24 protein-coding genes are annotated in these 24,580 nt (G+C 31.0%); all 24 read right to left on the reverse strand.

From position 1 onward, the window contains the following. Positions 1-18: 18 nt before the first annotated feature. Positions 19-1,110: an acyltransferase family protein gene (locus JOC76_RS06250; RefSeq protein ID WP_205176742.1), complete on the reverse strand. Its 1,092-nt coding sequence runs from the start codon at positions 1,108-1,110 to the stop codon at positions 19-21. Positions 1,111-1,147: 37 nt separating this feature from the next. After that, entirely contained in the window at positions 1,148-2,164 is a 1,017-nt protein-coding gene (locus JOC76_RS06255) for a glycosyltransferase family 2 protein (RefSeq protein ID WP_205176743.1), read from the reverse strand. 110 nt (positions 2,165-2,274) lie between these two features. After that, positions 2,275-3,423 carry a hypothetical protein gene (locus tag JOC76_RS06260; RefSeq protein WP_205176744.1) on the reverse strand — a complete coding sequence of 383 codons (1,149 nt, stop codon included), beginning with the start codon at positions 3,421-3,423 and terminating at the stop codon, positions 2,275-2,277. A gap of 95 nt (positions 3,424-3,518) precedes the next feature. Further along, complete coding sequence (locus JOC76_RS06265) at positions 3,519-5,075, reverse strand: lipopolysaccharide biosynthesis protein (RefSeq protein ID WP_205176745.1); 1,557 nt, start codon at positions 5,073-5,075, stop codon at positions 3,519-3,521. A gap of 142 nt (positions 5,076-5,217) precedes the next feature. Further along, positions 5,218-5,352, reverse strand: a complete 135-nt coding sequence (locus JOC76_RS31060) for a GT-D fold domain-containing glycosyltransferase (protein WP_205177003.1) — start codon at positions 5,350-5,352, stop codon at positions 5,218-5,220. A 207-nt stretch (positions 5,353-5,559) separates the two neighbouring features. After that, the gene (locus JOC76_RS30830) at positions 5,560-5,748 is read right to left on the reverse strand and encodes a GT-D fold domain-containing glycosyltransferase (protein WP_205177005.1); all 189 of its coding nucleotides are present in this window, start codon (positions 5,746-5,748) and stop codon (positions 5,560-5,562) included. 235 nt (positions 5,749-5,983) lie between these two features. After that, on the reverse strand, positions 5,984-6,952 hold the full coding sequence (locus tag JOC76_RS06285; protein WP_205176746.1) for a glycosyltransferase family 2 protein: 969 nt from the start codon (positions 6,950-6,952) through the stop codon (positions 5,984-5,986). 14 nt (positions 6,953-6,966) lie between these two features. Continuing rightward, positions 6,967-8,142 (reverse strand): glycosyltransferase, encoded by a 1,176-nt coding sequence (locus JOC76_RS06290; RefSeq protein ID WP_205176747.1) that lies wholly within the window; start codon positions 8,140-8,142, stop codon positions 6,967-6,969. 82 nt (positions 8,143-8,224) lie between these two features. Next, entirely contained in the window at positions 8,225-9,418 is a 1,194-nt protein-coding gene (locus JOC76_RS06295) for a glycosyltransferase (RefSeq protein ID WP_205176748.1), read from the reverse strand. Between the two features lie 16 nt (positions 9,419-9,434). Further along, positions 9,435-10,625 (reverse strand): glycosyltransferase, encoded by a 1,191-nt coding sequence (locus JOC76_RS06300; RefSeq protein WP_205176749.1) that lies wholly within the window; start codon positions 10,623-10,625, stop codon positions 9,435-9,437. 35 nt (positions 10,626-10,660) lie between these two features. Beyond that, on the reverse strand, positions 10,661-11,776 hold the full coding sequence (locus JOC76_RS06305) for a polysaccharide pyruvyl transferase family protein (protein WP_205176750.1): 1,116 nt from the start codon (positions 11,774-11,776) through the stop codon (positions 10,661-10,663). Positions 11,777-11,821: 45 nt separating this feature from the next. Next, on the reverse strand, positions 11,822-12,859 hold the full coding sequence (locus tag JOC76_RS06310) for a glycosyltransferase family 2 protein (protein WP_205176751.1): 1,038 nt from the start codon (positions 12,857-12,859) through the stop codon (positions 11,822-11,824). Between the two features lie 52 nt (positions 12,860-12,911). After that, on the reverse strand, positions 12,912-13,256 hold the full coding sequence (locus JOC76_RS06315) for an XRE family transcriptional regulator (protein ID WP_205176752.1): 345 nt from the start codon (positions 13,254-13,256) through the stop codon (positions 12,912-12,914). Positions 13,257-13,275: 19 nt separating this feature from the next. Next, a complete protein-coding gene (locus tag JOC76_RS06320; RefSeq protein WP_239557596.1) occupies positions 13,276-14,421 on the reverse strand; it encodes an aminotransferase class I/II-fold pyridoxal phosphate-dependent enzyme in 1,146 nt (381 codons plus the stop codon). A gap of 37 nt (positions 14,422-14,458) precedes the next feature. Beyond that, on the reverse strand, positions 14,459-15,106 hold the full coding sequence (locus JOC76_RS06325) for an acetyltransferase (protein ID WP_205176754.1): 648 nt from the start codon (positions 15,104-15,106) through the stop codon (positions 14,459-14,461). Further along, positions 15,103-15,717, reverse strand: coding sequence for a sugar transferase (locus JOC76_RS06330; protein WP_205176755.1), 615 nt, complete (start codon positions 15,715-15,717; stop codon positions 15,103-15,105). Before JOC76_RS06330 ends, JOC76_RS06325 begins: the two co-directional genes overlap by 4 nt. Positions 15,718-15,738: 21 nt before the next feature. Beyond that, positions 15,739-15,903, reverse strand: coding sequence for a YwzD family small protein (locus JOC76_RS06335; protein ID WP_205176756.1), 165 nt, complete (start codon positions 15,901-15,903; stop codon positions 15,739-15,741). Between the two features lie 99 nt (positions 15,904-16,002). Continuing rightward, positions 16,003-17,205, reverse strand: a complete 1,203-nt coding sequence (locus JOC76_RS06340; protein ID WP_205176757.1) for a glycosyltransferase — start codon at positions 17,203-17,205, stop codon at positions 16,003-16,005. A 28-nt stretch (positions 17,206-17,233) separates the two neighbouring features. After that, entirely contained in the window at positions 17,234-18,328 is a 1,095-nt protein-coding gene (locus tag JOC76_RS06345; RefSeq protein WP_205177006.1) for a glycosyltransferase family 1 protein, read from the reverse strand. Positions 18,329-18,405: 77 nt separating this feature from the next. Further along, entirely contained in the window at positions 18,406-19,473 is a 1,068-nt protein-coding gene (locus JOC76_RS06350) for an EpsG family protein (protein WP_205176758.1), read from the reverse strand. A 70-nt stretch (positions 19,474-19,543) separates the two neighbouring features. Then, the gene (locus tag JOC76_RS06355; RefSeq protein WP_205176759.1) at positions 19,544-20,428 is read right to left on the reverse strand and encodes a glycosyltransferase family 2 protein; all 885 of its coding nucleotides are present in this window, start codon (positions 20,426-20,428) and stop codon (positions 19,544-19,546) included. A gap of 6 nt (positions 20,429-20,434) precedes the next feature. After that, on the reverse strand, positions 20,435-21,544 hold the full coding sequence (locus tag JOC76_RS06360) for a glycosyltransferase family 1 protein (protein ID WP_205176760.1): 1,110 nt from the start codon (positions 21,542-21,544) through the stop codon (positions 20,435-20,437). Continuing rightward, entirely contained in the window at positions 21,529-22,680 is a 1,152-nt protein-coding gene (locus JOC76_RS06365) for a glycosyltransferase family 4 protein (protein ID WP_205176761.1), read from the reverse strand. The genes JOC76_RS06360 and JOC76_RS06365 overlap by 16 nt, the downstream gene beginning before the upstream one ends. A gap of 67 nt (positions 22,681-22,747) precedes the next feature. Next, entirely contained in the window at positions 22,748-24,574 is a 1,827-nt protein-coding gene (locus JOC76_RS06370; protein ID WP_205176762.1) for a polysaccharide biosynthesis protein, read from the reverse strand. Between the last annotated feature and the right edge of the window lie 6 nt (positions 24,575-24,580).

A 24,580-nucleotide genomic window follows, 5' to 3' on the forward strand; every position in this document is an offset into this window, starting at 1 on the left:
GTTTGACCAAACATTCCTCTATTCCCTATACAATATTAAATTATCATCTGAATTGGTATGCTGGTGTACTTTCTTTTTATCTATAATTTTTAATATCGGCATATAAACCAAATTGATTATATATGATGTAATTAAACATAGTATTATTAACCAACAAAAAATAAAGATTGGGTACTTTGGTGCAAAGGTCAACTTAGGAAATATTGTCATGTAAAAGAACATATGTGTTAACCAAAGGTTAGTTGAATGGTTACCAATAAAGCCAAAGAGTCTTAGAAGCCATGTACTCTTATTCATTAAGTTAAAAATGCAAATAAATAAAATTCCTGTAATTGGTGCAATAATCATAGATTCATAAAATGAGTGTATAGTGATTAAAAGAAGTATCGCTAAAATAGAAACTAAATTTTTAAATGCCAGCTGGCCTAATTTCTTTTGAATCTTGGAATATATATTAACTTTTGCAAAAATGGCCCCTACAATGAATGGCAATTGTGAGGTACCTACCAATACGATTGCATTTACTACCATATTCAAGGGAGTGCTACCCCCGAAATCCATAACATGTTTAATCCGTTGTACATAAGCTACCAGATAAAAAAAACCAGAAACTAACAATAAAGTTATTAAACTATATTTTTTAAAAAATTTAAAAATATACGGTGCTAGAAGTACGAGAATGATATAAGTTTGTACAAACCACCATGCACCATTATATGAATTTGATATAACAAAAAAATTAAGAAGGAATTGAACTGGATTCCCCGGTAAAATATCTGATTTACCAGCTAGTGTACCTATAAGAACAAATAAAATTAATACAATCCAATAGTTAATTAAAAATTTGAATATTCTTTTAATGTTTTTTCTAAAGATTGACCCTTTTTCCTTATTTAAACTTACATATAATCCATATCCACTTGCGAAGCAAAACATAGGTACACATGCATCACCAAATAATCCAATATAGTAAACTAATGGGACCCCATTGACAATTGGAAACGTTTCATACAAACCGTTTACTTCTTTCCTGCAAAAAAGATGAAGGAGCAGCATAAATAAAATAGCTACTCCCTTTGTTATTTTCATATCTTGTTTTGTTAATTCCATATTTCAATTCCCCTTAGACCATTCTTAAGTATCCTGATTATGTTGAAAGGCTTGCAGTAATCTGATGGTTTCTCTGCTGAGTACCATTGTTGGAGTAATGACTTACTTCTACAATATATTTGGGACGCCCTTTTACTTCGTTAAATATCTTACCGATATATTCCCCCACCAAGCCAATACCCATTAACTGGAAACCACCTATAAACCAAATAGATAACATAATAGATGTCCAACCAGAGAGTGTATTACCTATAAACTTTTGAATTACAGCATAAACACTAGTTAAGATACTCAAGAAAAAAAATAAGAATCCTATTAATGTTATTATACGAATGGGAGCTATACTAAAAGATGTTATTCCATCAAATGCAAATTTAATCATTTTTTTCAATGGATATTTAGACTCCCCAGCAAACCTTTCATTTCTAACATAATATACATTTATAGACTTAAAACCTATTAATGGTATAATACCTCTAAGAAATAAATTACTTTCCCTAAATTCGGATAAATGATTCAGAACCCGCTTACTGAGAAGACGGTAATCCGCGTGATTATATACAATGTTTACACCCATTTTTGCCATCAGTTTATAAAAAGCCTGTGCAGTATTCCTCTTAAAAAATGTATCAGTCTTTCGTTCCTCTCTTACACCGTAAACAATTTCATATCCTTCATAATACTTTTCCATAAACTTTTCAATAGCATTTACATCATCTTGAAGATCTGCATCAATTGAAATAACACAATCGGCATTTTCCTTTGCTATTAGTAATCCTGCTAATAATGCATTTTGATGCCCAACATTCCGAGCCAATTTTACTCCCTTTACAAAACTGTTATTCCGATTTAGCTCTTCTATTATATTCCATGTATTATCTTTACTTCCATCATCAACAAACATCATAGTGCTTTCTTTAGAAACAACATTATTATATATTAATTTATCCAAAATTTCGGTAAGTCTTCTAGTTGTTTCATGCAATACTGCTTCCTCATTGAAGCAAGGAACAACAATTGTTAAAACTGGTGAGTTACCATTAAAAAAGTACAATATATATTCTCCTTTCCTTTGAAATTAGTTCAATTTATATTGAATAAAAAAGTGCTGCATAATTATTCGAGACTTTTAGCTGACAGCGAGAAATTTTATGAAAACAAACCCTAATTTAATACCTTGGGTTGAACTAATTTATCAATGACAAAATTATCACAAAGAATACGAAGACTAAGTGCTATTATTATTAAATATTCTGTAATGAAATATCTATCCACTTCTTTACTAGGAAATAATAAAAAGTAAAAGATCATAACCCCAGTGGAAATCATTATTAAATGCTTATATACATTGGTTTGATTAAGATTGGGTACTATTAAACCTGTTAAACCTAATACTATAAAATATAATAGATGAGTGCTTAATACACTTATTCCATTTGTAAATAATACATCCACATATTCTTTAACGGTTATATGGACATTTGTATCTGCAGGGTATTGAATGAAGTGTAAAAAAGCTATAGTAAATAAAGTCTTCCAGCCATAAGATTGTTCAATATGGCCAATTGAGAAATAAAAGATTATTGATAAAAGTAATAAAACACTAGCTTGGTAAAGTTTAAATCTGTATTCTTTTGGTGAGAGTAACCCAAAATACACTAATAAAATCCCACATATAATTAAGTTATCTGGCCTAATTGCAATTGAGAATACTAAAAAAGTTCCGGCCAAGAACTTTATTTTTTTATTTAAGATTAAAAATATAGAAAGTAATATTATAAAAGCAGATAGAGTATCTGGAGTATTTCTACCAGCCATTAAGATTAATGGCTGACATATCATTAAAAGAGAGAGTATCACCATACCAAGATATCCAGATCTTAGTCTATTAATAAACAAAAATAGTAGGACTGAAATACCAATATAAGAAAGCATTGAAATTAAGTTTATTGCACTTACTATCCCTAATCCTAGTTTATGTATTAAATAAATTAAGAATATATATAATGGCTTAACCGTATAGAAGTTTAATTGCTGATTAAATGAAACAGAATCAGTTAACATTGTATGCCCAAAGTCCCCTGAGGTGAGTTCCTTATAAACATCATCTGGTAATGCATCCCTCACAATTTTATAGGTTTGATCGTGTATTATTTCCTTATTACTTTGCTCCAGAGAAATTGTGGAAGCAATGTATGGAATTAGATCATAACTATAGTACGGTTTAATAAAATTATAAATAGCCAAACAAACTACTATTACGAAATACACCAATATTGCAAATTTATTAAAATATCTTTGAACTTTTACCATTTTTCTCCTCCTAACCAACTTTCCCCTGCAATGCATAATAATAATAAAAAATTACTTATAAAAAAAGCATCCTCATAATTGGGATGCTTTTTTTCTTATAAATCATATTCATATTTCGTTTTCTTAAACTTCATCTTCACTCTCGTTAAAGTAAGGTTTACCAATCCATTAAAATATTTAAATTCATTTGTTTTATATAAAATTAAAACAAATAAAATATTAGGAATGATTAAACAGATTATACCTCTAATAACCAAAGAAATAAACTTAGTTCCGACATCCAAGTAATCACAAATACTTGTTGTGACAAAGCACGCAAAAATTGTTAGACCTAAATAGAACAAATATTTAATAAAATAAGTAAGTACAGGCTCTTTAAATAAATGCTTATAAACAATATATGGTTGTGTCCATAATACTGTAGCAATGGTACTAATTGTTGTTCCCATAATAATACCAGCAATTCCGTAATATTTTACTAAAATTATAGATGAAATTAAATTAATCCCCCCCTCAATAAGAGGAGCGTATTTATCTTGAACAAATAACCCAGCTTTATTTTTGTATGTTGAAATAGCTGTCCTCATTCCATCTAAATAAAAATTCACCAAAATAAAAATTAAAGTTAAATGATTTAAAAGGTATTGTTTTCCTAGCCACCAGCTAATAAATGGCTCTAATAAATTATATAAGAAGACAACGCATAATGCATAAAGCCAAAAATTGACCAAATAGGAGACCTTAAAAACCGAATAATTTTTTTCTTTGCTTTCTGTTGCGATTAAATTTCCTACGCTGTCCCCTATTCCGCCTAGTATTGGTTTAACTAAAGCAGAAACCTGTTGGGTTATCATTGTATAATTCGAATAAATTCCCACCGTAGCAACATTAACAAAAGTTGAAATTAAGATATTATCTGTTCCGAAAACTAAATAACCACCTATATTATGCAAGAACATCGCTTTAACATTTATTACCAATCTGTCTATTGTTTCTTTATCGGCACTATATTTTACTTTTGTTTTTATATAAGGATATCGTTTATTTACTATTCTACCGTTGATAATATTCTGTAGAGCAAAAAACAAAAGTTCAACTACTAAGTATAATATATAGTTTTGAGTTAATAATAATAGAATTATTCGAGCTATCATTGTTATAATTTGAATAATTAAATTTGTACGAGCTAACATATAGCCTCTTTGATCAGCATTTATAAGAGACCATTTGTGGGCATTTAAATATGAAATCATATTCTTTGCAACAAATAAAATGTAAATGATTGAAAGATATGAAACAGGGCTACTGTCCTTCATTAAATTTCCCAAGAAAGGATATAAGACAATACTAATTATTAATATTAATATAGCTAAAATCCCATATGCCTTTTTATATAACTGAACAAGAGCAATTATTTTGTTTCGATCATTCTCTGCCAGTGGCTTATACAAGTTATAAACAATACTTATACCTATACCACCTTCAACTAATGCCATAATAGATAAGACATTAGTTAATAATCCATTAACTCCCAGATAATTTGCTCCAAGACTATCCAAAAAAACTTTTCTTGAGAGAAACCCTAACAAAACAATTACAACCTGTGAAAAAATACTTATAGTTATGTTTTTTAGCGAATGTTCAGTTCTCATTTTTTATTCCTTCTTAATTGTTTTTGGTTATCAATTAGGAACTTTAATTATCCTATCATAGAAACTATTTGCTCCTTATATTTCATATCCACGATTTAGCTCACATTTGCTCCACCAGGAACTTCTCCTATGTATTTATTCTTCACGGGAGATTTTTCAGTAGCTTTTGTAAGAACCACTCGCCTATTTCAATATGCCAAATATCAATTGCTTGATAGCCGCATTTCGATAAATCAAATGCTAAAATAGTGACTGTTGGACCAAGTGCAATTAAAATTAGTTTATTTTGATTGAATCTTTTACCCTATTTAATATTTCCCAATATTTCGTATATACGTTAGTAGCAGGACTTAGTACTCTTTTAATGGAACGAGCATTATCAAATAAGTATTTCCTATTCCAAACCTACTTTTTCACCTTCGACCATAACTCCTCCCTATCGTTCCATATTTTTATAAAACGTACCTCAGCTTTACTTTTATCCTTATGGTCTATATAAAGTCGAGTAACTTGAGTTCATAGTATTCTTTTTTTTATTTATGATTTTGTATATCTTACCTCGATTTAAATTTAGATATTTGATCCAGTAATTTTTTGAGTTTTCATTACACCAATTAAGACTTTTAAATACATTGGAAATACATACTATATGTTCTTTTGATTCGCTAAAAATAGATGTCCTTTAATCTTGACCTAAATACAGGGGTTAATTCCTGAAATAATAAACTCTGCCCATTCATTAATGCAAATTCCCCATCACCATATCCCATTTAGTAAATAATCAATAGTATCATCCGTAGAATGCACCATAGGCGGTTTAACAGTTTTACTTAAGTTTTAATTATTTAATACTAAGACATTCTCTTGAAGCTTTAATATTTTATAATAAATTTTCAAGAAGAAGTTTTTCATCCTCTTTTACTACTTAAATTAATCAACATTTTATAAAATAATGGCTGTATTTTAGTTGCCATTAATAAAACTTTTACTGAATTAGGAAATTCTGCAAGTTTTATTGTTTTTCTAAAATAAATATTTAATAAATTAGAAACGATATAGTATTCTTTTTTATATTTTGTAAAGTTGGAATTATGAGATATTAAATTCAAGATAACCATTGCACTATTAGCTAATTTTAAGATAACTAAATCACATAGTGCTGGATAGTGTTTCTCAATAAAATGGTACATTTCATTGTATATCAAAACCCCATCAATCCTTAAATTTTTAATTGCCCTGTCCATAGTGCTATCATCTCGTTTTATATAATGATATTTTGATGCACCTATGCAACATACTTTATTAGCTTTATGAATTACTTTATATGTAAAAGCTGTATCCTCATACATGACTCCTACTGGAAATCGTACATCCTCCAATAAGTTACGTTTAATTAATTTGGTCCATACTACCTCATCATATAATTCTCCTTCAAGCATAGCCCTCATTGATTGGTTTCTATTATGTATTGTTAGAGAGTGTTTTCCATTTTTCACCATTTTATTTTTAAAATATATTATGCTAGAACAATTCGCAATCTCACAATGATTTTTTTCACACATATTATAAAGCAGTTCATACATATCTGGTTCTATCCAGTCATCGCTATCTACAAATCCTATATAGTCACCTTTTGCAATGTCTAAAGCTGCATTTCTTGCAGTTGCTTGGCCTCCATTTTCTTTATGAATAACTTTTACCCTTTTATCAATATTTGCATATTCATCACAAATTACACCACAATTGTCAGGTGATCCATCATCAACAAGTATCAGTTCAAAGTCAGTAAGTGTTTGTGCCAAAATGGAGTCTACACATTTACGTATATACGGTTCAACTTTATATACCGGTACAATAATACTAATTTTGGGATTCATACTTAAGTTCCTTTCTAAATAGTCATCTTTTTTATTTTTCTAGTTATATTAGTAAAGTTTTGTAGATTTGAAGATAACTTAATTCTTTCTGTGGGATAGTCAATTAGGTATCTTATTTTTTGGTATAAATCTTGCTCATTGCAATCGACAATTAATCCATTAAGACCATTTTTTAATTGCTCTTTCGCACCTGTAAAGTTGGTAGTAACTATTGGTTTAGCTAAACATTTTGCTTCCGCTAAAGTAAGGCAATATCCTTCATGCCTTGATGTTTGTACATAAATATCTGCATTTGCGATATATGGGTAAGGATTTATAGTTGAGCCTAGCAAAAAAAAGTTTTCTTTCAAATTGTAATTTTCTATCATTCTCTCATATTCTTTTCGATCATTTCCTTCACCTATACAATACCATCGAACATCGTACCCTTTATTTAACAGCCTAGATAATGTCTCAATAGCTAGATCTTGCCCTTTCTCCTTTGAAAGTCTTCCTACAGTTACAATTTTAATGCCTTTGTAATCATCATCAAACTTTACATACTCTTTGGATAACTCTTTAATTAAATTTGTAGGTACTAAATTCATAAATACCTCAGCTTTACCTTGTACAGATGGAATTTTTTCAATTAATCTAAGCATAGCTTCATTAGACACTACATTTATTTTATTAAACTTCTTATATAGCTTGGCATATAATTTTGTATTCACCAGATGTTTAGAAATATCAAAATGAACCCAAGAAATTTTCTGTGATGCCTTTACATGGTTTGCTATATAGTAATCGATAATATCAGTAGGTCCATGATATGAAACTGCAATATCGTACGTTATATCGTTAAATGTGATTTCATGAAAAACTTGCCTATAATATAAGTATCTATTATTAAAATACTTAGAAATATAATATGAAAAAATAAAAGGTAATATTTTAGGATATTGATGAGACTTGGCATAATTTTTAATGGTTTGTTGGGGTGACTGCATGATAATCGGTTTGATAGTTTGATACCAATTAACTTCTTCTACTTTAACCCAATCCGGGATATATTCTAAAAAACCACCCTTTTTTTCTAGCAATAATATAGTAATTTCATATTCATTCCTAGGCATCTCGGATAATAGGGAAAGTAGCGACTTTTCAACTCCGCCTATATTCATACTACTTAGCATAAAAAGTACCTTTTTCAAAGTTTTTCCCCCTATCTATAAAGTTTTGATTAAAAAAGAAATGCCCCTAGTTTCTTTTTTTAATCAAAACTTGAGACATTAGTTAATTTGGAACTAAGTTTATTAATTTTTGAATATCAGTTGTATTGTTATTTATATATATTTGGGAATTTTTCACAATCTCCCTTCTTAATCCTTTATCATCTAACAATTTTTTAATTGTATTATACATTTCAATTTCATCAAAATTTACAATTAATCCCGTTTGATTATTGATTATTTGTTCTCTTGCACCTGTAAAATTTGTACTTACAATAGGTTTATTAAAGCATTTTGCTTCTGCTAAGGTAATACAATAGCCTTCATGCCTAGAAGGTTGAACGTATAGATCACACTGCTTCATATAAGGATAAGGGTTAGGATTAGCTCCCAGGAGTATAAAGTCATTCTCTAAACCATGTTTTTTAATTAAATCTTCATATTCTTTTCTAGCTCCACCATCTCCGATGCAATACCACCTAACATTATAACCGGCTAATTTTAACTTAGCTAAAATTGGAATAGTTAAATCCTGCCCTTTTTCTTTTGTCAGTCTGCCTACCGTTAATATTCTAACTCCATTAAAATTATCCTTGAAACCCTCTTCAGCATTGGCCATATTAATTATTGAACTTGGTGAAATTGCATTTAAAAAAATATCAGTCTTTTCATTAAGAGAAGGTAAGTAATTTAGTAATTTATTTTTCCCCTCATTTGATACAACAAAGACCTTATCAAATTTCTTATAGATTTTAGCAGCAAATTGTTGATTGAACCCAATTTTTGTTACATCAAAATGGATCCATTGTATCTTCTTTTTTGCTTTTATTTTATTTATAACAAAATAGCTTATTATGTCCATTGGACCAGCATATGCTACAGCAACATCATAGTTCGTTTCAATATTAGGAATATCTTTTAGGACATAATTAAAAAATTGACTTCTCTCTTTAGTAACCTTAGAAAGTAAAGTAAGGAAAATTAGGATAGAAGCCTTTATTAAGTGACCTTTTTTCAATAGGTTTATAGCGGTTATATGTGGAGGGTCATTCAGAATCTTCTTAATCGACTTATAGCCTTTTATAACTTCAATATCAACATAATCTGGTATATATTGGAGAAACCCTCCTGATTCCTCTAAAAGTAAAACGGTAATCTCATATTTTTCTGGTGGCATCTCTGTTAACATGTTAAGAAATGCCTTTTCCGTACCGCCTACATTCATATTTAGCAACATAAATAGTAATTGTTTTTTCATACTTTACTCTCTTTCGTTACCCTATTAATTTATAAATCTTATCTATCTCCTCAATATTCCCTTTCTTCTCGGTCTGTAAGTAACGTATAATACTTTGCCTTAATTCATTATTATTTATAATTTTTAAAATCCCCTGGTAAACCGCTTCTGCATTCATATCTACTACTAAACCATTTTTGCCATCAATCATCTGGTTGTAAACTGCATCAAATCTAGTTGTCACAACTGGAATATTAAGCATTCGGGCTTCAGCAATAGCCAGGCCAAAGCCTTCGGATTTAGAAGTTTGAACATATAAATCTGCATTTTTTATAAATGGATATGGATTTGGCCTTACCCCCAACAACTCAAAGTGTTCAGTCAATCCATTCTTAATAATAGATTCCTTAATATCATTTTCTAAGGGTCCTGTACCTAAAGCGTACCATCTAAATTTAATTCCTCTTTCTTTAAGTTTTTCACATGCCTCCAATGCTACATCATAGCCTTTTAAGTGCGCCAACCTTCCAATTGTTAAGATTTTTAACCCCTCAAAATCATCATTATAATCGTGGCCTTTATCTGCCATCTTAGTAATGAAGTTAGGGTTATTAATATCATATATTACGCTCACTTTTTCGGCGTAGTAAGGAAATGTTTCTAATAAGATCTCCATTGCGGAATCCGAAACTGCCACAATATGATTATAAACATCGTAGTATCTTCTCTGAAATTCCTTTTCCATTTCATCCAATCGATAGCTTACATTTACCCAAGCAATTTTTTTCTTTGCCTGTACCTTGTCAGCCACATAAAATGTAGGGATTCCTTGTGCGTAACTAATAGCAATATCGTATTTTTTTGGATTATTTTCAATTGCTTTTGAAACACACTGCCAGTAAATTCTTGCTTTTTGTGCATGGCTATATTTTTTTTTGCGGATACCCAGCGAATATTTAATTCTAGAAGTGTACATTTTAAAATCAAAGTTCATTAATGAGTACTTTGTTGCTTCTTTAAAAGATAATAAAGCAAAATCTGTATATTTAAGTGGCTTTAAAATATTTACTTCCTTCGGAACTAATTCTTCTAAGGTTCCACCATGCCGGAATAGCATTAAGTCTACAGAGTAATTTGAGTAATCTAATAAAGACAAAAGCGTAACTAGACTTTTTTCCGCCCCAGCACAATCTAATGAGTCTATGACAAATAATAGATTTTTTTTCATATCCTTCTCCATTAGTTTTTAATTATAATAATATGTTAATATTCCGATACTTGATATGCTCCTAAAAAGTCATCTAATTTATTAAATTGATCCTTTGCCCTATGCTTAATAGTCTCTAAATTTGTTTTATTATTAAAAGCTTCTCTGACAATATCTTCATCGTACTGTAGATTAATATTTTTCATTCCTATTTTAATTTTATCTAGTTTTATGTCCTTTAGCATATTGGTTGTCTTTTCACTGTAAATAACAGGCATGACCCCAATTCCCAATAAAAATGAAATTATATTCGCATGAAACCTTGCAGCTACAACCATTTTAAAAGTAGCCATTAAACTAATAGCTTCTTTTAAATTTCCTTTATACTCATAAATCTTAACTTTCTTAATTGTTGCTCTTGAGAGAATAGATAATATCCTTTTTATTACCTTAGTATCTCCCTCATGTTCACAGAATGACATTAGGTAGCATTCGTATCCACTTTTCACTAATAACTCTATAGTTTTAACCGTACTTTTAATATATTTATGATTATATTTGGAAAGTCCGTTTTTATGTCCTAAATCTATTATTGAGAACCCCACCCTATTTTTATGTGGGATATTTTGATATTCCTTTAAATCCATTTGGAAAACAATATCTGGTGCGTATCTAACATGTGATAAGTCTTTGAATAAATTATAAGAATATAAATCCCTAAAACAGACATCATCGCAAATCTGAAATAAATCTTTATAATCATAAAAAAACTCCTGATTCTTGAACGGTCCAAAATTAGCTCCCAATATAAAAATTGGTTTATGTCTATCCTTGAATTCCTTAACTAATTTCATTCTATCTTCATATAGTGTATGATGATATTCTTCTTCTCTAAAAATTGACCCCCCTATAAATAAGAGAGCATCATGTGTTTCCGCTATATTTTTATAATTTGTTATAGTATTATATACTTTTAACTTCTGACAAATTTTATTAAGAAAAGTATATTTTCTCCTATTTACATTTTTATAATGGGATATAAACTCATCATAATTATTTCCCAAATAATTTATTGTAAATTGACAGTTAGGATATTTCTTAGCTAGGATATCTAAGAACAAATCATCTCCAAGATTGAACATTAGATATATATCAACAAAGATCTTTTTCATTTATTACCACCAAGTGTTTATTTATTTTATAAACTGGTTCCATTACTATACACTCATATGTTTTTTATTTAAAAATGTATTTTTTAAATCTTTTAATATATCAGAATAATATCCGTAAAATATGAGTGTTTTAATAAATCCCTTTTTCAAGAAAAAAATATAGAGTTTATAATAAAGTTTTTTTGATTTAAAATTTTTCTTATATTGGTTAACATATTTAACAGACAGGATATTAACTACATTTTGAGCTGCTTCCTTAATTCCTATATTTTTAATATTTTTACCTTGTTGTTCTATTAAAGCGAGTACAATTGATTGCATTCTTGCAGTTAGGATTTGTTTTATTTTTATTTTATCTAAGTTTGCAGTTTTCAATATTTCCTCTATTTTTTCACAAACCTTAATATGATTTTGTAAATATTTAATTGATATATTAGAACTAATGCTAGAGTTATTTAATCTGTTATAGTTATAAAGATGACTTTTTATCGAAGCAAATTTTTTACATTGAATAACATATTGCAAAACAAAAATTAAATCTTCAGACATAAATATATTTTTGTCCATTTTCAGATTATATTTATGTATAATTTCCCTCTTAAAAATCTTCCCCCATAGAACCCCGCCTGTTCCATTACATACCATCTCAATAAATTGATGTACAGTAATGATATCCCCAAAATCAAAATCTGAATGGAGAACAATGCCATACCTTGACAAATCTGTATATCCACTGCAGGCTAGATCAGAATTAGTGTTAATTATTTTATCACATAGACTTTTTATATAATCCTTTTCAATCGTATCGTCAGAATCAATAAAAACTATGTAATCTCCAGATGCTTTATAAAGACCTAGATTACGAGCTTCAGATGGACCACTGTTTTCCTGGTAAAAATATTTAATCTTATTATTAACATTCAAATATTTATTAATGATTTTTTCGCTATTGTCTGTAGAGCCATCATTAATTATTAATACCTCAATATCTGAATAAGTTTGTTCCAAAACACTATCTATACAACCTGATAGATATTTTTCACAATTAAATACTGGAATAATAATACTAACTTTTGGTGACATCCTTACCTCCAACTATTTACATTGAACTTATCAAATCATTCATTAACCATATTTATTTTTTTTCTAAATTGCTATTTTGCCATTTAATGAATTCAATTATTGTCTTATATTCTTGTATTTGTTCTTTTTTAATCCCCGAATTTTTTAATTCATAAGCTAAATCTATCCATTCTTTATCAGGATATTGTTCTATATTTGTGAATTCAGTTTTGAGCAAAGTTTTTAAATCAACATTTAAAACACCGGCAATTTTATGAATTACTTGAATGGATGGATTTTGATTTAAATTCCGTTCAATGTTACTAAGGTACGACTTAGATATGCTAGCTCTTTCAGCTAATTCCGATAATGTTAATCCTCTTTTTTTACGGATCTCAAATATATTATTTCCTATCATTTACACATACCCCGTTTTACTAACAGATATTAAACTTTCCCTTTGAATTTACCTTTCTGAGAAAAATTGAATCTTTAATACATTTTATGACTCTCAATTGCTGTTCTTCAGTCATATTAGAACCTGATGGTAAGCACATTCCCTTTTCAAATAAGTATTCTGAAATATTTTCATTTTCACTATGTCTATAATAGCTTGATCCTTGGAAAACAGGCTGAAGATGAAGCGGCTTCCATACCGGACGAGCTTCAATTTCTTCTAGACTTAATTTATACAATAATTCTTGGACAGATACTCCTGATTCCATTTCATTAACAATCAATGCAGTAAGCCATCTATTAGATCGTGTATTCTCTAACTCCGGCATAAAGTAAATTCCTGGTAAGTCAGAAAGTTCATTATAGTATCGATCAAAAATTCGTCTTCTAGCAGCTACTCTTTCCTCTATAACCTCTAATTGGGCCCTTCCAATTCCTGCGAGGATATTACTCATTCTATAATTAAACCCTATATTACTATGTTGGTAATGTGGTGCAGGGTCTCTTGCCTGGGTAGCTAAAAATCTTGCCCTCCTTAATGATTCAACATCATTGGATACCAGCATCCCTCCACCTGATGTTGTAATAATTTTGTTCCCATTAAATGAATAGATTCCAAATTTCCCAAATGTACCGCTTGCTTTACCTTTATAAGTAGACCCTAGTGATTCAGCTGCATCTTCAATTATTGGAACATTATAATAATCACAGATAGCCGTAATTTCATCCATTTTTGCACTTTGTCCATATAAATTAACTACAATGACTGCTTTAGGGAGCTTTCCTTCATTCAACGATTCAATAAAGGCTCTTTGTAGTGCTTCTGATGACATATTCCATGTGTCAGGTTCTGAATCTATAAAAACCGGTTCTGCCCCCTGATAAATTATAGGATTTGCACTTGCCACAAAAGTAAGACTAGAACAAAAAACTTTATCTCCCTTTTTTACATCTAATAAAGAAAGCGCCAAATGAATGGCTGCAGTTCCAGAGCTTACAGCAGCAGCTTCATTAGCTCCTACGTACTTGGCAATCTCCCTTTCAAACTCATCCACATTTGGTCCTAGTGGCGCAATCCAATTTGATTCAAAGGCTTCATTAATATATTTTTGTTCATTCCCACACATATGTGGAGAAGATAAGTAAATCCTCTTCTTATTCACATTAATCAATTAGTTCACCCTTCTTTACTTTTTTCACTTTTGCAGGTATACCTACCGCAGTACAATAGGACGGTATTTGATTAATTACTACGGCTCCCGCTCCTATGGTTGACCAACTTCCAATAGTGACCCCTGGAATAACAGTTGCCCCAGCCCCTATGGAGACTCCCTCTTCAAGCTGTACATCTCCTGTTAATGTTGCTCTAGGAGCAATATGGCAAAAATTACTAATCTCACTATCGTGTTCCACGATAGCACCTGTATTGATTATTGTATGTTTACCTATTTCACTATCTGCATTAATTACCGAGTTTGGCATTACCACTGTACCAACGCCTATTTTTGAAGTAGGACTTACTACTGCAGATTGATGAATGATTGTTACATAACGATTATCAGAAAAATTCAACTTTCGAACAATTTCTTTACGAATCTCATTATTTCCAATTGCAATGACAAAATTAATATCATAAAAATGATCTACTAATGTAATTGCAGATAATAACGGTCCATAGATTATATTTCCTACTAAACTAACACCCTCGTATTTATCATCTAAATACCCAACAATTTCATAATCATCATTAGATAAAATCGCTTCAGTTATAACCTTACTATGACCACCATGACCTATCACAACAACCTTCATGGATGGTCACCCCTAGTAGTAGGTTTGGAACCCGTAAAGCTTTCCATTGTGGCGCTTCCTGGCTGATTTATACCTTCTGTCATAATCACTTTTAATACAGTTAAAAAAATAATTTTTATATCAAGCAAAAATGAATGATTATGAACATACCAGATATCCAAGTCAAACTTCTCATCCCAGGTAATCGCATTCCTACCATTTACTTGTGCCCAACCTGTAATACCAGGTCTGACATTATGTCGCTTGGATTGTTCGTCAGTATAAAGAGGTAGATATTCCATCAATAAAGGTCTAGGTCCAACTAAACTAATGTCTCCTTTGATTACATTTATTAACTGAGGAAACTCATCCAAACTATATTTTCTTAACATCCTACCAAATGATGTTAACCTAAAACGATCCGGAAGCAATTGCCCATTATTATCACGTTCATCTGTCATGGTTCTAAATTTATACAAATAAAATGGTTTTCCATGTAATCCTGGCCGTTGCTGTTTAAATATAACTGGAGACCCGAGTTTTAATTTTACTAGGATTGCAATTAGTAGGAAAATAGGTAACAAACCAATAAACAATATAAAGGAAATGAGAAAATCAAATACTCGCTTCATTAGTTCTCTCCCCCTAGCTTTTTATTTTTTATCAGCTTTTATATTTAGAACCTGTTGTTTAATTTCCTCAATTAAATCACTAACTTTAATACTTTTTTCTTCCGTTCCTTTTAAGTATGTATTTAGTAAAATCTCTTGAAATTTTTGCTGTGTAAGTTTATCCGATATGGATGTCACTTTTTTCATCCCCCATAAAATTTCAAATTAAAAAGGTTATATTTTTTTAAGTGATGATTTTTATCCCCTAGTTTACTCATCACATTAACTTAGTACTTTGCCAACAACTTAAGATTCAATTAATTCATATAATTTTTCGATTTCAGTCTCGTTTCCATAGTTACGGGAGCGAACGTTGGAAATTAAATTTTCTCTAATTCCTTGATCTTCAATTAATCTTTTTATTCCAGTAACTATACCAGAACAATTTTGAGGTGTAATTATTGCATCTACGCCATCACATGCTTGACTCTTTGCTGTTGGAAAATTAGTAATCACTACTGGTTTACCTAATATTTGGGCTTCTCTAATTGTCACAGCTTTACCTTCATACCTCGATGGTTGTACATAAATATCACAAGCCTTAATATATGGATAAGGGTTTGTTTTTTTACCAAGTAAAAAGAATCTGTCCTTTAATTTGTTCTTTTCGATCAGAATTTTTAGGTCTTTTTCAAGTGGACCGTAACCAACCACATACCAATGTATATCAAACCCCTCATTAACTAATTCCTTGCACGCTTCAATAGCTCGATCCAAACCTTTAGCGTGAGAAAAACGACCTACAGTTAATAGATTGGTTCTTCCAGGCACTTTAATTATCTCATTTGATACATCTTCATTAGCTTGTTTCCTAATGAACTCCGGTGAAAGAATATTCTCTATCACCGTTGTTTTAGATTTGAAATCAGGATATAATTTCAAAAATGTATTGGAGCACTCTTCAGAAACAGCCACAATTTTGTCTAATTTCCCCCACATTTTTTTTTCCAATTTTTGATTCAAGGGGATATTGGAGTAATCTGTATGAATCCATCCAATTCTTTTTTTCGCGTTTACTTTTTCCCCAATAAAATGATGTGGCCATAGAAATCCTATGGCCACATCATATTCCTTATGTAATTTCGGAAGAAAAGGATTAGTTATTTCCCATCCATATTGAATGACAAGGTAGCCAGGCTCATCCATTTTTTTTACTTTACCTTGAAAAGACCCTAGATATTTTGCCATTGCTCTTGTAATAGCGATAGGATAATGACCTTCCTTTGCAATTTGTGCCACCGACATCCTAAATGTGGTATATTCAGGTATTTCGGGCAGTAACTTTGGACCATTTGGTATAAAGGAAAGGAACTCTCCTTCATGCTTAAATAACATTAAATCAACATCATATTTGTTATAATCAATTTGTTTTAAAAGACCTATAAGGCTTCGTTCTACACCACCTATAGCCAAATCAAATGAGGTGATTAGTAATTTTTTTTTCATCATCCCTAGACCTCTCAATTTCAAACATATTCTATGTAGCTAACCCGTATAGGCTAACCCAATCATTTACATTATTCTGGATATTATACCCGCGGTTTGTTACCTCTTCCATTATCTTTTCTTGATCTGGCTTTTCAATTATTAAGACTTCTGATACCTTACTACACCAAGAATCAATATTTGCATCAAGACTTAGATAGGACACAAGACCTAAACCCATATCAGTTATATTAGGAACTGTGTCAGAAATGACACATGGAGTTCCAGAACATTGAGCCTCTACGGTTACAATTCCAAACCCTTCAAATTTTGATGGAAATAAAAATACATCAAAAGCATTCATTAATCTTGCGATATCCGTCCTTACACCTAAAAATTTAATATGATCATAAATCCCTAGTTTTAAAGCTTCATGTTCAATTTGTCCTCTTATCGGACCGTCTCCAATCAATAAGGCATTAAAACGGTTATCTTGTTCTATCAATTTTTTCATTACCTTAAGTAAAAAGCTATGATTCTTAGAATCGGAAAAGCGCCCCACATGCCCAACAATTTTCGAATCATCTGGTAAGCCTAATTCTCTAATAATACTTTTCCTATCAATTTTAAAATCTCTTATGAAATGACCTGGTATGATTCCGTTATTTAGGATTCTCACCTTTTCCTTATCGACTACTTTTTTACCAAATAAAAATTGTGCAGCTTCTTTACTACAACTGCAATATTCTGTGGCAGCAATTCTGATAATTGAACGAAGAAAATTCAAGGTAATCCTTTCAGAACTGCTGTCGCCTCTTTGCCAATATGTACTATGGGAATGACAGATTCTATTTTTTATTCCACATAGTTTTGCTGCTAATGCAGGGAAACCACTTTGATAATCAGTGTGAGAATGAACTGCACTGAAATGGTTAGATTTCATAATGTTGATCAATTCTTTTAAATATAAAAATGGACCCAATTGCCCTAAACTTGAAATTTTAAAAATTCGTCCACCTAACTCAAGGATTTCGTCTTCAAAATCGCCCTTCTCGGTAGAATGTGTAACAAAATCAAATTGAACTTTCCTTCTATCCATATTTCGATAGACGTTCATGATTAAGGTTTCCGCTCCCCCCCGATCCATTGAACTTACAATATGAAGGACTCGATTAGGCTCTGCATTCAATTGTTATCACCTCATCTTTCAGAAAACTGTTATGATTACAGAAAATCACTATTATAAATAATATTCAGGGATATCACACTCTCGTAGTAATAATATAAAAAATAGAAAACTAAGAGAATATAATAGATAAATTTTTGATCCTTTACATTTATAAGCTTAATAATCCATGATATGAGGATTAACTGATAAAGATTAAAATATATTGAAAACCGAGCAAAAATCCAATTCTGTGTCGAAACAATCATAAATAGAAAACCTAGAACCGACATATTGACAATAAAGTCACTCTCAGGAAAAATTTCACGTAGCTTTTCTCTGCCTAAATAGGCAATCAATAAAGGTACACCATTAACCGCTACCCTCATGATATTAGCTCCACCTTCATTAAAATTTTGGTAATGTCCATACTCAGTGTCTTTAAGAGCCGAGAATAATAAGGCAGAGAACTGATTAAAACCTAAAACAATAATTATAGATAAAAAGAGAAGTATAAATGTCGCCTTGGACCACGCTTTATATCGAACGAGAAAATAGATTGGAATTAATACCAAAGCACTCTCATGAAATGTTGAAGCAAATAGAACTACTATTATGTACCGTACCAAGCTCCCCTCTATGAGGAATTTAGTAGCAGAAAATACAATTGCAGCTGCTAGGCATTGCCTCATCCCATTCATAGAGGTTAAAAATAATCCTCCTGTAATATAGACATAGGTACTCAGTTCAAACATTCTGGAGTAGTTATACAAGACCGCTATAATCAGTAAATTAGTAATAATAGCAGTAGTGAGTAATAAAATTTGTGGATTATCAGAATAATGTTTTAATATTCTTTGAAAGACACCAAACCCCATATCTTTCTGGGATTGAATATATTTCCACGTAAAATTATTCGTTTCATAAATGTGCGTATAAAAAAAAGTATCTCCAATGTTGGTTCGCAAACCTGAAACTAAAGAAAGTGTTAAGAATACACCAAAAACTAAAAGTTTATTGGGCTTTATTGGTACGGAAGTATAAACTCCAGTTGCTGGAACTGAAAAATATCTCGAAAAAAAGGACAAAATAAAAACTATGGCAAGATTAATCCATAGGATAGTCATAAGAAAGATCCTTTCATTTTTCATTCCATTTTATTTTAAGGTTTAAAAGGCTGTCACACCTCTTGGATGACTATGCATTCCTAGAGGAATTTGAAATATATAAAAATAGTAAAACACCAAATGGTATGGCTAAAAAGGTGAGAAGTTTCTTAGGAGAATCCGATAAGAATTTCCAATCCTTTATCATTAAACTACTAGAAACATAATGAATAGCCTGTCTAAACTTAAAACTTTTACTCGCGAATGGAAGCTTCATTAATTCTTTTCGATAAAATGCAAATCCTTTTGGATTTTTCCGATATTGATTAAACATATTTAGAGAAGAACCATCAGGAAGATACTCAACATGGCAAATAACTTCATTCATTAACAGCATTTTATACTTCTTATCAAGAAGATAATATTTATATGCCAATCCAACATATTTCTCATTTTCAAATATCGGGTATGGATTCGCCTTTGTAAGTTCTGTACGATAAACTAATTTTTTATCCCCAGTAACCCCATGCTTATAATAAAGATCAAATAAAGTTGATTGTTCAATTTGTTCAGGCAATTTTGTGCCGATTACTTTATTGTCACCAAAAGCATCTAGCGCTATAATTCCACTTACATGCTCGTTTCCATACCTTTTCCAAAAAGAAACGATTTTTTCTACTGCATCCTCAGGCATATAATCATCTGAATCGATGCATACATTCAATTCTGTGTTCATTTTCTCATATGCTGCATTGTGAGCCCCATGCATTCCCTGATTATCTTGCAAGTGATAATGAATTTCAATTTTATTTTCCTTAATCCAGTGATTCACTAACTCTCTAGTATTATCTGTTGAACCGTCATCAATAATTAACCAAATGAAATCTTTACTCGTCTGACGTACTAGACTTTGATAGCATTTATCAAGGCAATAGGCACGATTAAAGGTCGGAGTAAATACAGTTAACATTTTCATTCTTCTTCACCCCGATTTACTCAAGTAGTACTTTACGATAATTTCAACAGTATCCTCTATGTCATATCCTTGCTCTTTTAAAACAGTTGACATTAATTTTCTGCTTGGTTTAGTTGAATCAATTTCAACTATTTTCTTTAACCACTGGTCTTCTTTATCTAGAGGTAAGAAATGTACTAAATTTCCCCCAAGATCCACTTCCTTTGATATATTCTCAGATATAAAACATGGTAAGCCTGCTCCCTGTGCTTCAATAAGAGAAACAGGTAATCCCTCATGTAATGAAGGAAAGACAAATACATCTAATCCTTGGAGAATCTGATTAATATCATTCCGAATTCCTATAAATTTTACCTTGTCCTGTATATTTAATTGTATTACCTTCTTTTCAATAGTCGAACGCAGTGGTCCATCACCTATTAATAAAAGAACCGATTCATTATTCACTTCATTAAATTTAGTAAATATGTCAATTAGAAAGTTATGATTTTTCTGATGGTTAAATCTCCCTACATGACCTAAAACAAATTTATCTTCGTCAATATTCAACTCTTGCCTTATCTTGTTTCTGCTTTTCATAGAATAAATAAATTGACCACTCTCAATACCATTTTTTATTATCTTTGCTTCTGATGATTTCATTTTAAAAAGCCATTTTGCAGCGTAGTCGGAGCATGCAAATAAGTCAGTGGCAGTCGTGAGTATATAATTACCAGCGTACCATTTATATATTTTCGAAATGATGCCACCCTCACTACTAGTGTTATGACTGTGTGAAATCCTTATAGGAATTCCAGCTTTTTTTGCTTCTCGAAGAACAAAACCACTCATCTTATCCATGTGTGAATGAACAATCTTATAATGTTTATTTTCCTTAAAGAAACCTTTTAGTTCTTTTATATATTTAAAATGCCCTACATCAGTAATGTATGGAATTCTATAAACTTTCCCGCCCATTCTTAATATTTCAGAATCAAATACCCCTTCTTTACATGTTAGGAAATCAAATTGAACCTTGGTTTTGTCAATATTTCGGTACAAATTCATGATAAGTGTTTCTGCACCTCCTCGGTTCATATTGACAACTACATGTAAGATTCTTAATGGACCGCCCACAATTCCTCCTCCAATTCAACCATATATGATCTGTAGATATTACTTTTTTCCTCTAAAACCTTTTGAACGCTAAACATATTTACAGCCATATTACGACCTTTTGTTCCAAACTTAATTTTTAAATCATTATTGCAAGCCAACTCTTTAATTTTTTTTGAAAATTGATTAGTATCATTATAAATAATCCAACCATTTTGCCCATTATCAATTAATTCTCTATGGCCCCTATTATCATTTGCAATCACTGGCAGTCCGCAGGACATTGCCTCTATAATATTTACTGGAAGACCTTCTCTTAGACTTGACGCAACTGCAATATCACTAATTTTCAACAGTTTTTCTATATCATTTCTAAACCCAAGAAAATCGATCATACTATCCACCTGTAACGTTCTTGCCAGTTCCTTGCAATCTTGTAAAAGAGCTCCCTCACCGGCTAATAATAGTCTTGCATTCGGAATTTCATCCTTTAATAGTGCTAGTGAATTAATTAGGAACTTTTGGTTTTTATTTTTATTAAATTCGGCAGCATAAACCATTAAAAAATCATTAGCACCATAACCTAATGATTTTCTTAAAATATCTTTTTTTGATTTTTCTAATGGTCTAAATATCTCAGTATTTACTCCAACACCGTGCACATGTTTGATTGTATTTGCACTAAAGTGGTGATCTTTCGCTAATTGATAATCCTCTTGATTTATGGTGATAAGACAATCTGTAAAGAAAGAAAGGATTTTCTCAATCGGATAATAAAGAAACCAGTTAATCAATGGTGCACCTTTACAAAAATGGAATCCATGGGCAGTATAGATTACTTTTGTTCCATGTTTTCTCAACTTTCTTCCGGCTAACCGTGTAATGAAGCCACCAACTGGGGTGTGGCAGTGAATAATATTAAACTGATGCTTATCAATAATTTTTTTGAGCTCTTTATATGCCTTAATATTTTTTTTATCTAAAGGTGACCTTTGAAAAGGGATATTATACTTTTTATCTACATAAGGAAGTTTTATTTCACCAGATGCTGCAACAAATACTTCCCACCCCTGTTCCTTAAACCACTTTAGGTACGGCAAATGAAATGCCTTAATATGATAATCGACCGTTGCACAAAATAATACTTTTTTTACCATCTAAATCATCCCCCTCCTTTCTACAGAACTAGAAATTAGTTATTTTTTATTTGTAGATGCATTATGATTAAACTGAGACGCTGAATTCAGGTTTCGTCCTAATTCTATAGTTTGCAAGATTAATAAGTCTATCTCTTATCTCCTCTTTCGTTAAATTTTCATAAGTCAAGATGATTTCTTCTATTTCTCGAGTAAAAAGCTCAGATCTCTTTCCAATATAAATTTTCGGATAAATTTGTTGCTCATGAATTTCATCCTCTTTTAATAGTTCCTCAAATAACTTTTCTCCTGGTCTAATTCCTGAAAATTCAATTCCGATATCTTCAACCGAATTACCAGAGAGTTTGATAATATTTTTTGCTAAATCTACAATTTTTACAGGTTCTCCCATGTCTAACACAAAAATTTCTCCACCACTAGCAAGGGCCCCTGCTTGAAGTACTAATCTTGACGCTTCAGGTATGGTCATGAAGTAACGTATCATATCAGGATGGGTAACAGTAACAGGACCACCCTTTTCAATCTGCTTTTTAAATAGTGGAATTACACTTCCTCTACTACCTAAAACATTCCCAAAGCGGACAGCAACAAATTTTGTATTACTTTGTTCGTCCATATGTTGGATAAGCATTTCTGCTAACTTTTTTGCGGCCCCCATAACACTAGTTGGGTTTACTGCTTTATCAGTTGAAATCATAACGAAGGTCTTAACAGAATTCCAACTGGCTGCTTTCGCCACATTCATTGTGCCGATAATGTTATTTTTGACAGCTTCTTCCGGGTTGGCTTCCATTAAAGGAACATGCTTATGAGCAGCCGCATGGTAAACAATATCAGGTTGGTATGTGCTCATGATGGTCATCATTTTCTTTTGATCTTGTATATCCGCAATTACTGGAACAAATTCAATACCAGAATGTTTATGCGTTTCTTTAAGTTCCATTTCAATAGAATAAATGCTATTTTCACCATGCCCTAATAAAATAAGTGATTTAGGATTAAAGGTTGAAACTTGCCTACAAATTTCTGAACCAATAGACCCACCAGCACCTGTAACTAAGACAACCTTTTTTGTAATATTTTCAGAAATGCTATTTATATCTAATTCAACCGGTTCTCTTCCTAATAAATCTTCTACTTGCACATCACGAAATTGACTAACAGATACTTTTCCTGTCATTAAGTCTTCTAGCATCGGTAAAATTTGAGTTTTAGCATCTGTTTTAGCACATTCATTGAAAATGACATTTAACTCTTTTTTACTTAGTGATGGAATGGCAATTACAATATTTTCAATGTCTAGCGATGTTACTGAAGACTCAATGTTATCTATGCCACCAACAACGGGAATCCCTAATATATCAAGCCGATATTTTCTGAGATCATCATCAATAAATGCCACAGGTAATAAATCTGCTTCTTTATTTTGTAATAATTGTCTTGCTACCATGGTTCCTGCTGAGCCAGCACCAATAATTAATGTTCTTTTTTTATTATCAATTTTGTTTAGATGTGAATCATGTAACATTCGCCAGCAAAACCTTGACCCCCCAATGATAGACATATTAAGTAACCAGGTTACTGCTAATAGTCGATAGAACAATTCCTTAACAATCAATTGCTGACAAATTGCAGCAAGAAAGACTGAAATGGTTACAATCTTTAAAATACTTAGTAACTCTCCAACACTTGCATATTCCCAAGCCTTTTTGTACAAATGAAATTTAAATGACAATAAATAATGACTAATTAAAATAACAACTGAACTTAGTACAATGGGAAAGGTAATAACATCAATAGTTCCATTCACTAAAAAACAGCTTATAAAGATTGCTGTTATTACAATACATGAATCTATTATTAAAAATAATGATAAGCGTTGCCGGTATGACATAGTTCC

Source organism: Neobacillus cucumis, from assembly GCF_016908975.1.
Classification (GTDB): Bacteria; Bacillota; Bacilli; order Bacillales; family Cytobacillaceae; genus Neobacillus; species Neobacillus cucumis.

Excerpts from the sequence above, each read along its gene's own strand:
- JOC76_RS06250 (WP_205176742.1), bottom strand. The coding sequence starts at position 1,110 with ATGGAATTAACAAAACAAGATATGAAAATAACAAAGGGAGTAGCTATT.
- JOC76_RS06260 (WP_205176744.1), bottom strand. The coding sequence starts at position 3,423 with ATGGTAAAAGTTCAAAGATATTTTAATAAATTTGCAATATTGGTGTAT.
- JOC76_RS06265 (WP_205176745.1), bottom strand. The coding sequence starts at position 5,075 with ATGAGAACTGAACATTCGCTAAAAAACATAACTATAAGTATTTTTTCA.
- JOC76_RS06285 (WP_205176746.1), bottom strand. The coding sequence starts at position 6,952 with ATGAATCCCAAAATTAGTATTATTGTACCGGTATATAAAGTTGAACCG.
- JOC76_RS06295 (WP_205176748.1), bottom strand. The coding sequence starts at position 9,418 with ATGAAAAAACAATTACTATTTATGTTGCTAAATATGAATGTAGGCGGT.
- JOC76_RS06300 (WP_205176749.1), bottom strand. The coding sequence starts at position 10,625 with ATGAAAAAAAATCTATTATTTGTCATAGACTCATTAGATTGTGCTGGG.
- JOC76_RS06305 (WP_205176750.1), bottom strand. The coding sequence starts at position 11,776 with ATGAAAAAGATCTTTGTTGATATATATCTAATGTTCAATCTTGGAGAT.
- JOC76_RS06310 (WP_205176751.1), bottom strand. The coding sequence starts at position 12,859 with ATGTCACCAAAAGTTAGTATTATTATTCCAGTATTTAATTGTGAAAAA.
- JOC76_RS06315 (WP_205176752.1), bottom strand. The coding sequence starts at position 13,256 with ATGATAGGAAATAATATATTTGAGATCCGTAAAAAAAGAGGATTAACA.
- JOC76_RS06320 (WP_239557596.1), bottom strand. The coding sequence starts at position 14,421 with ATGTGTGGGAATGAACAAAAATATATTAATGAAGCCTTTGAATCAAAT.
- JOC76_RS06325 (WP_205176754.1), bottom strand. The coding sequence starts at position 15,106 with ATGAAGGTTGTTGTGATAGGTCATGGTGGTCATAGTAAGGTTATAACT.
- JOC76_RS06330 (WP_205176755.1), bottom strand. The coding sequence starts at position 15,717 with ATGAAGCGAGTATTTGATTTTCTCATTTCCTTTATATTGTTTATTGGT.
- JOC76_RS06335 (WP_205176756.1), bottom strand. The coding sequence starts at position 15,903 with ATGAAAAAAGTGACATCCATATCGGATAAACTTACACAGCAAAAATTT.
- JOC76_RS06340 (WP_205176757.1), bottom strand. The coding sequence starts at position 17,205 with ATGATGAAAAAAAAATTACTAATCACCTCATTTGATTTGGCTATAGGT.
- JOC76_RS06345 (WP_205177006.1), bottom strand. The coding sequence starts at position 18,328 with ATGGATCGGGGGGGAGCGGAAACCTTAATCATGAACGTCTATCGAAAT.
- JOC76_RS06350 (WP_205176758.1), bottom strand. The coding sequence starts at position 19,473 with ATGACTATCCTATGGATTAATCTTGCCATAGTTTTTATTTTGTCCTTT.
- JOC76_RS06355 (WP_205176759.1), bottom strand. The coding sequence starts at position 20,428 with ATGAAAATGTTAACTGTATTTACTCCGACCTTTAATCGTGCCTATTGC.
- JOC76_RS06365 (WP_205176761.1), bottom strand. The coding sequence starts at position 22,680 with ATGGTAAAAAAAGTATTATTTTGTGCAACGGTCGATTATCATATTAAG.
- JOC76_RS06370 (WP_205176762.1), bottom strand. The coding sequence starts at position 24,574 with ATGTCATACCGGCAACGCTTATCATTATTTTTAATAATAGATTCATGT.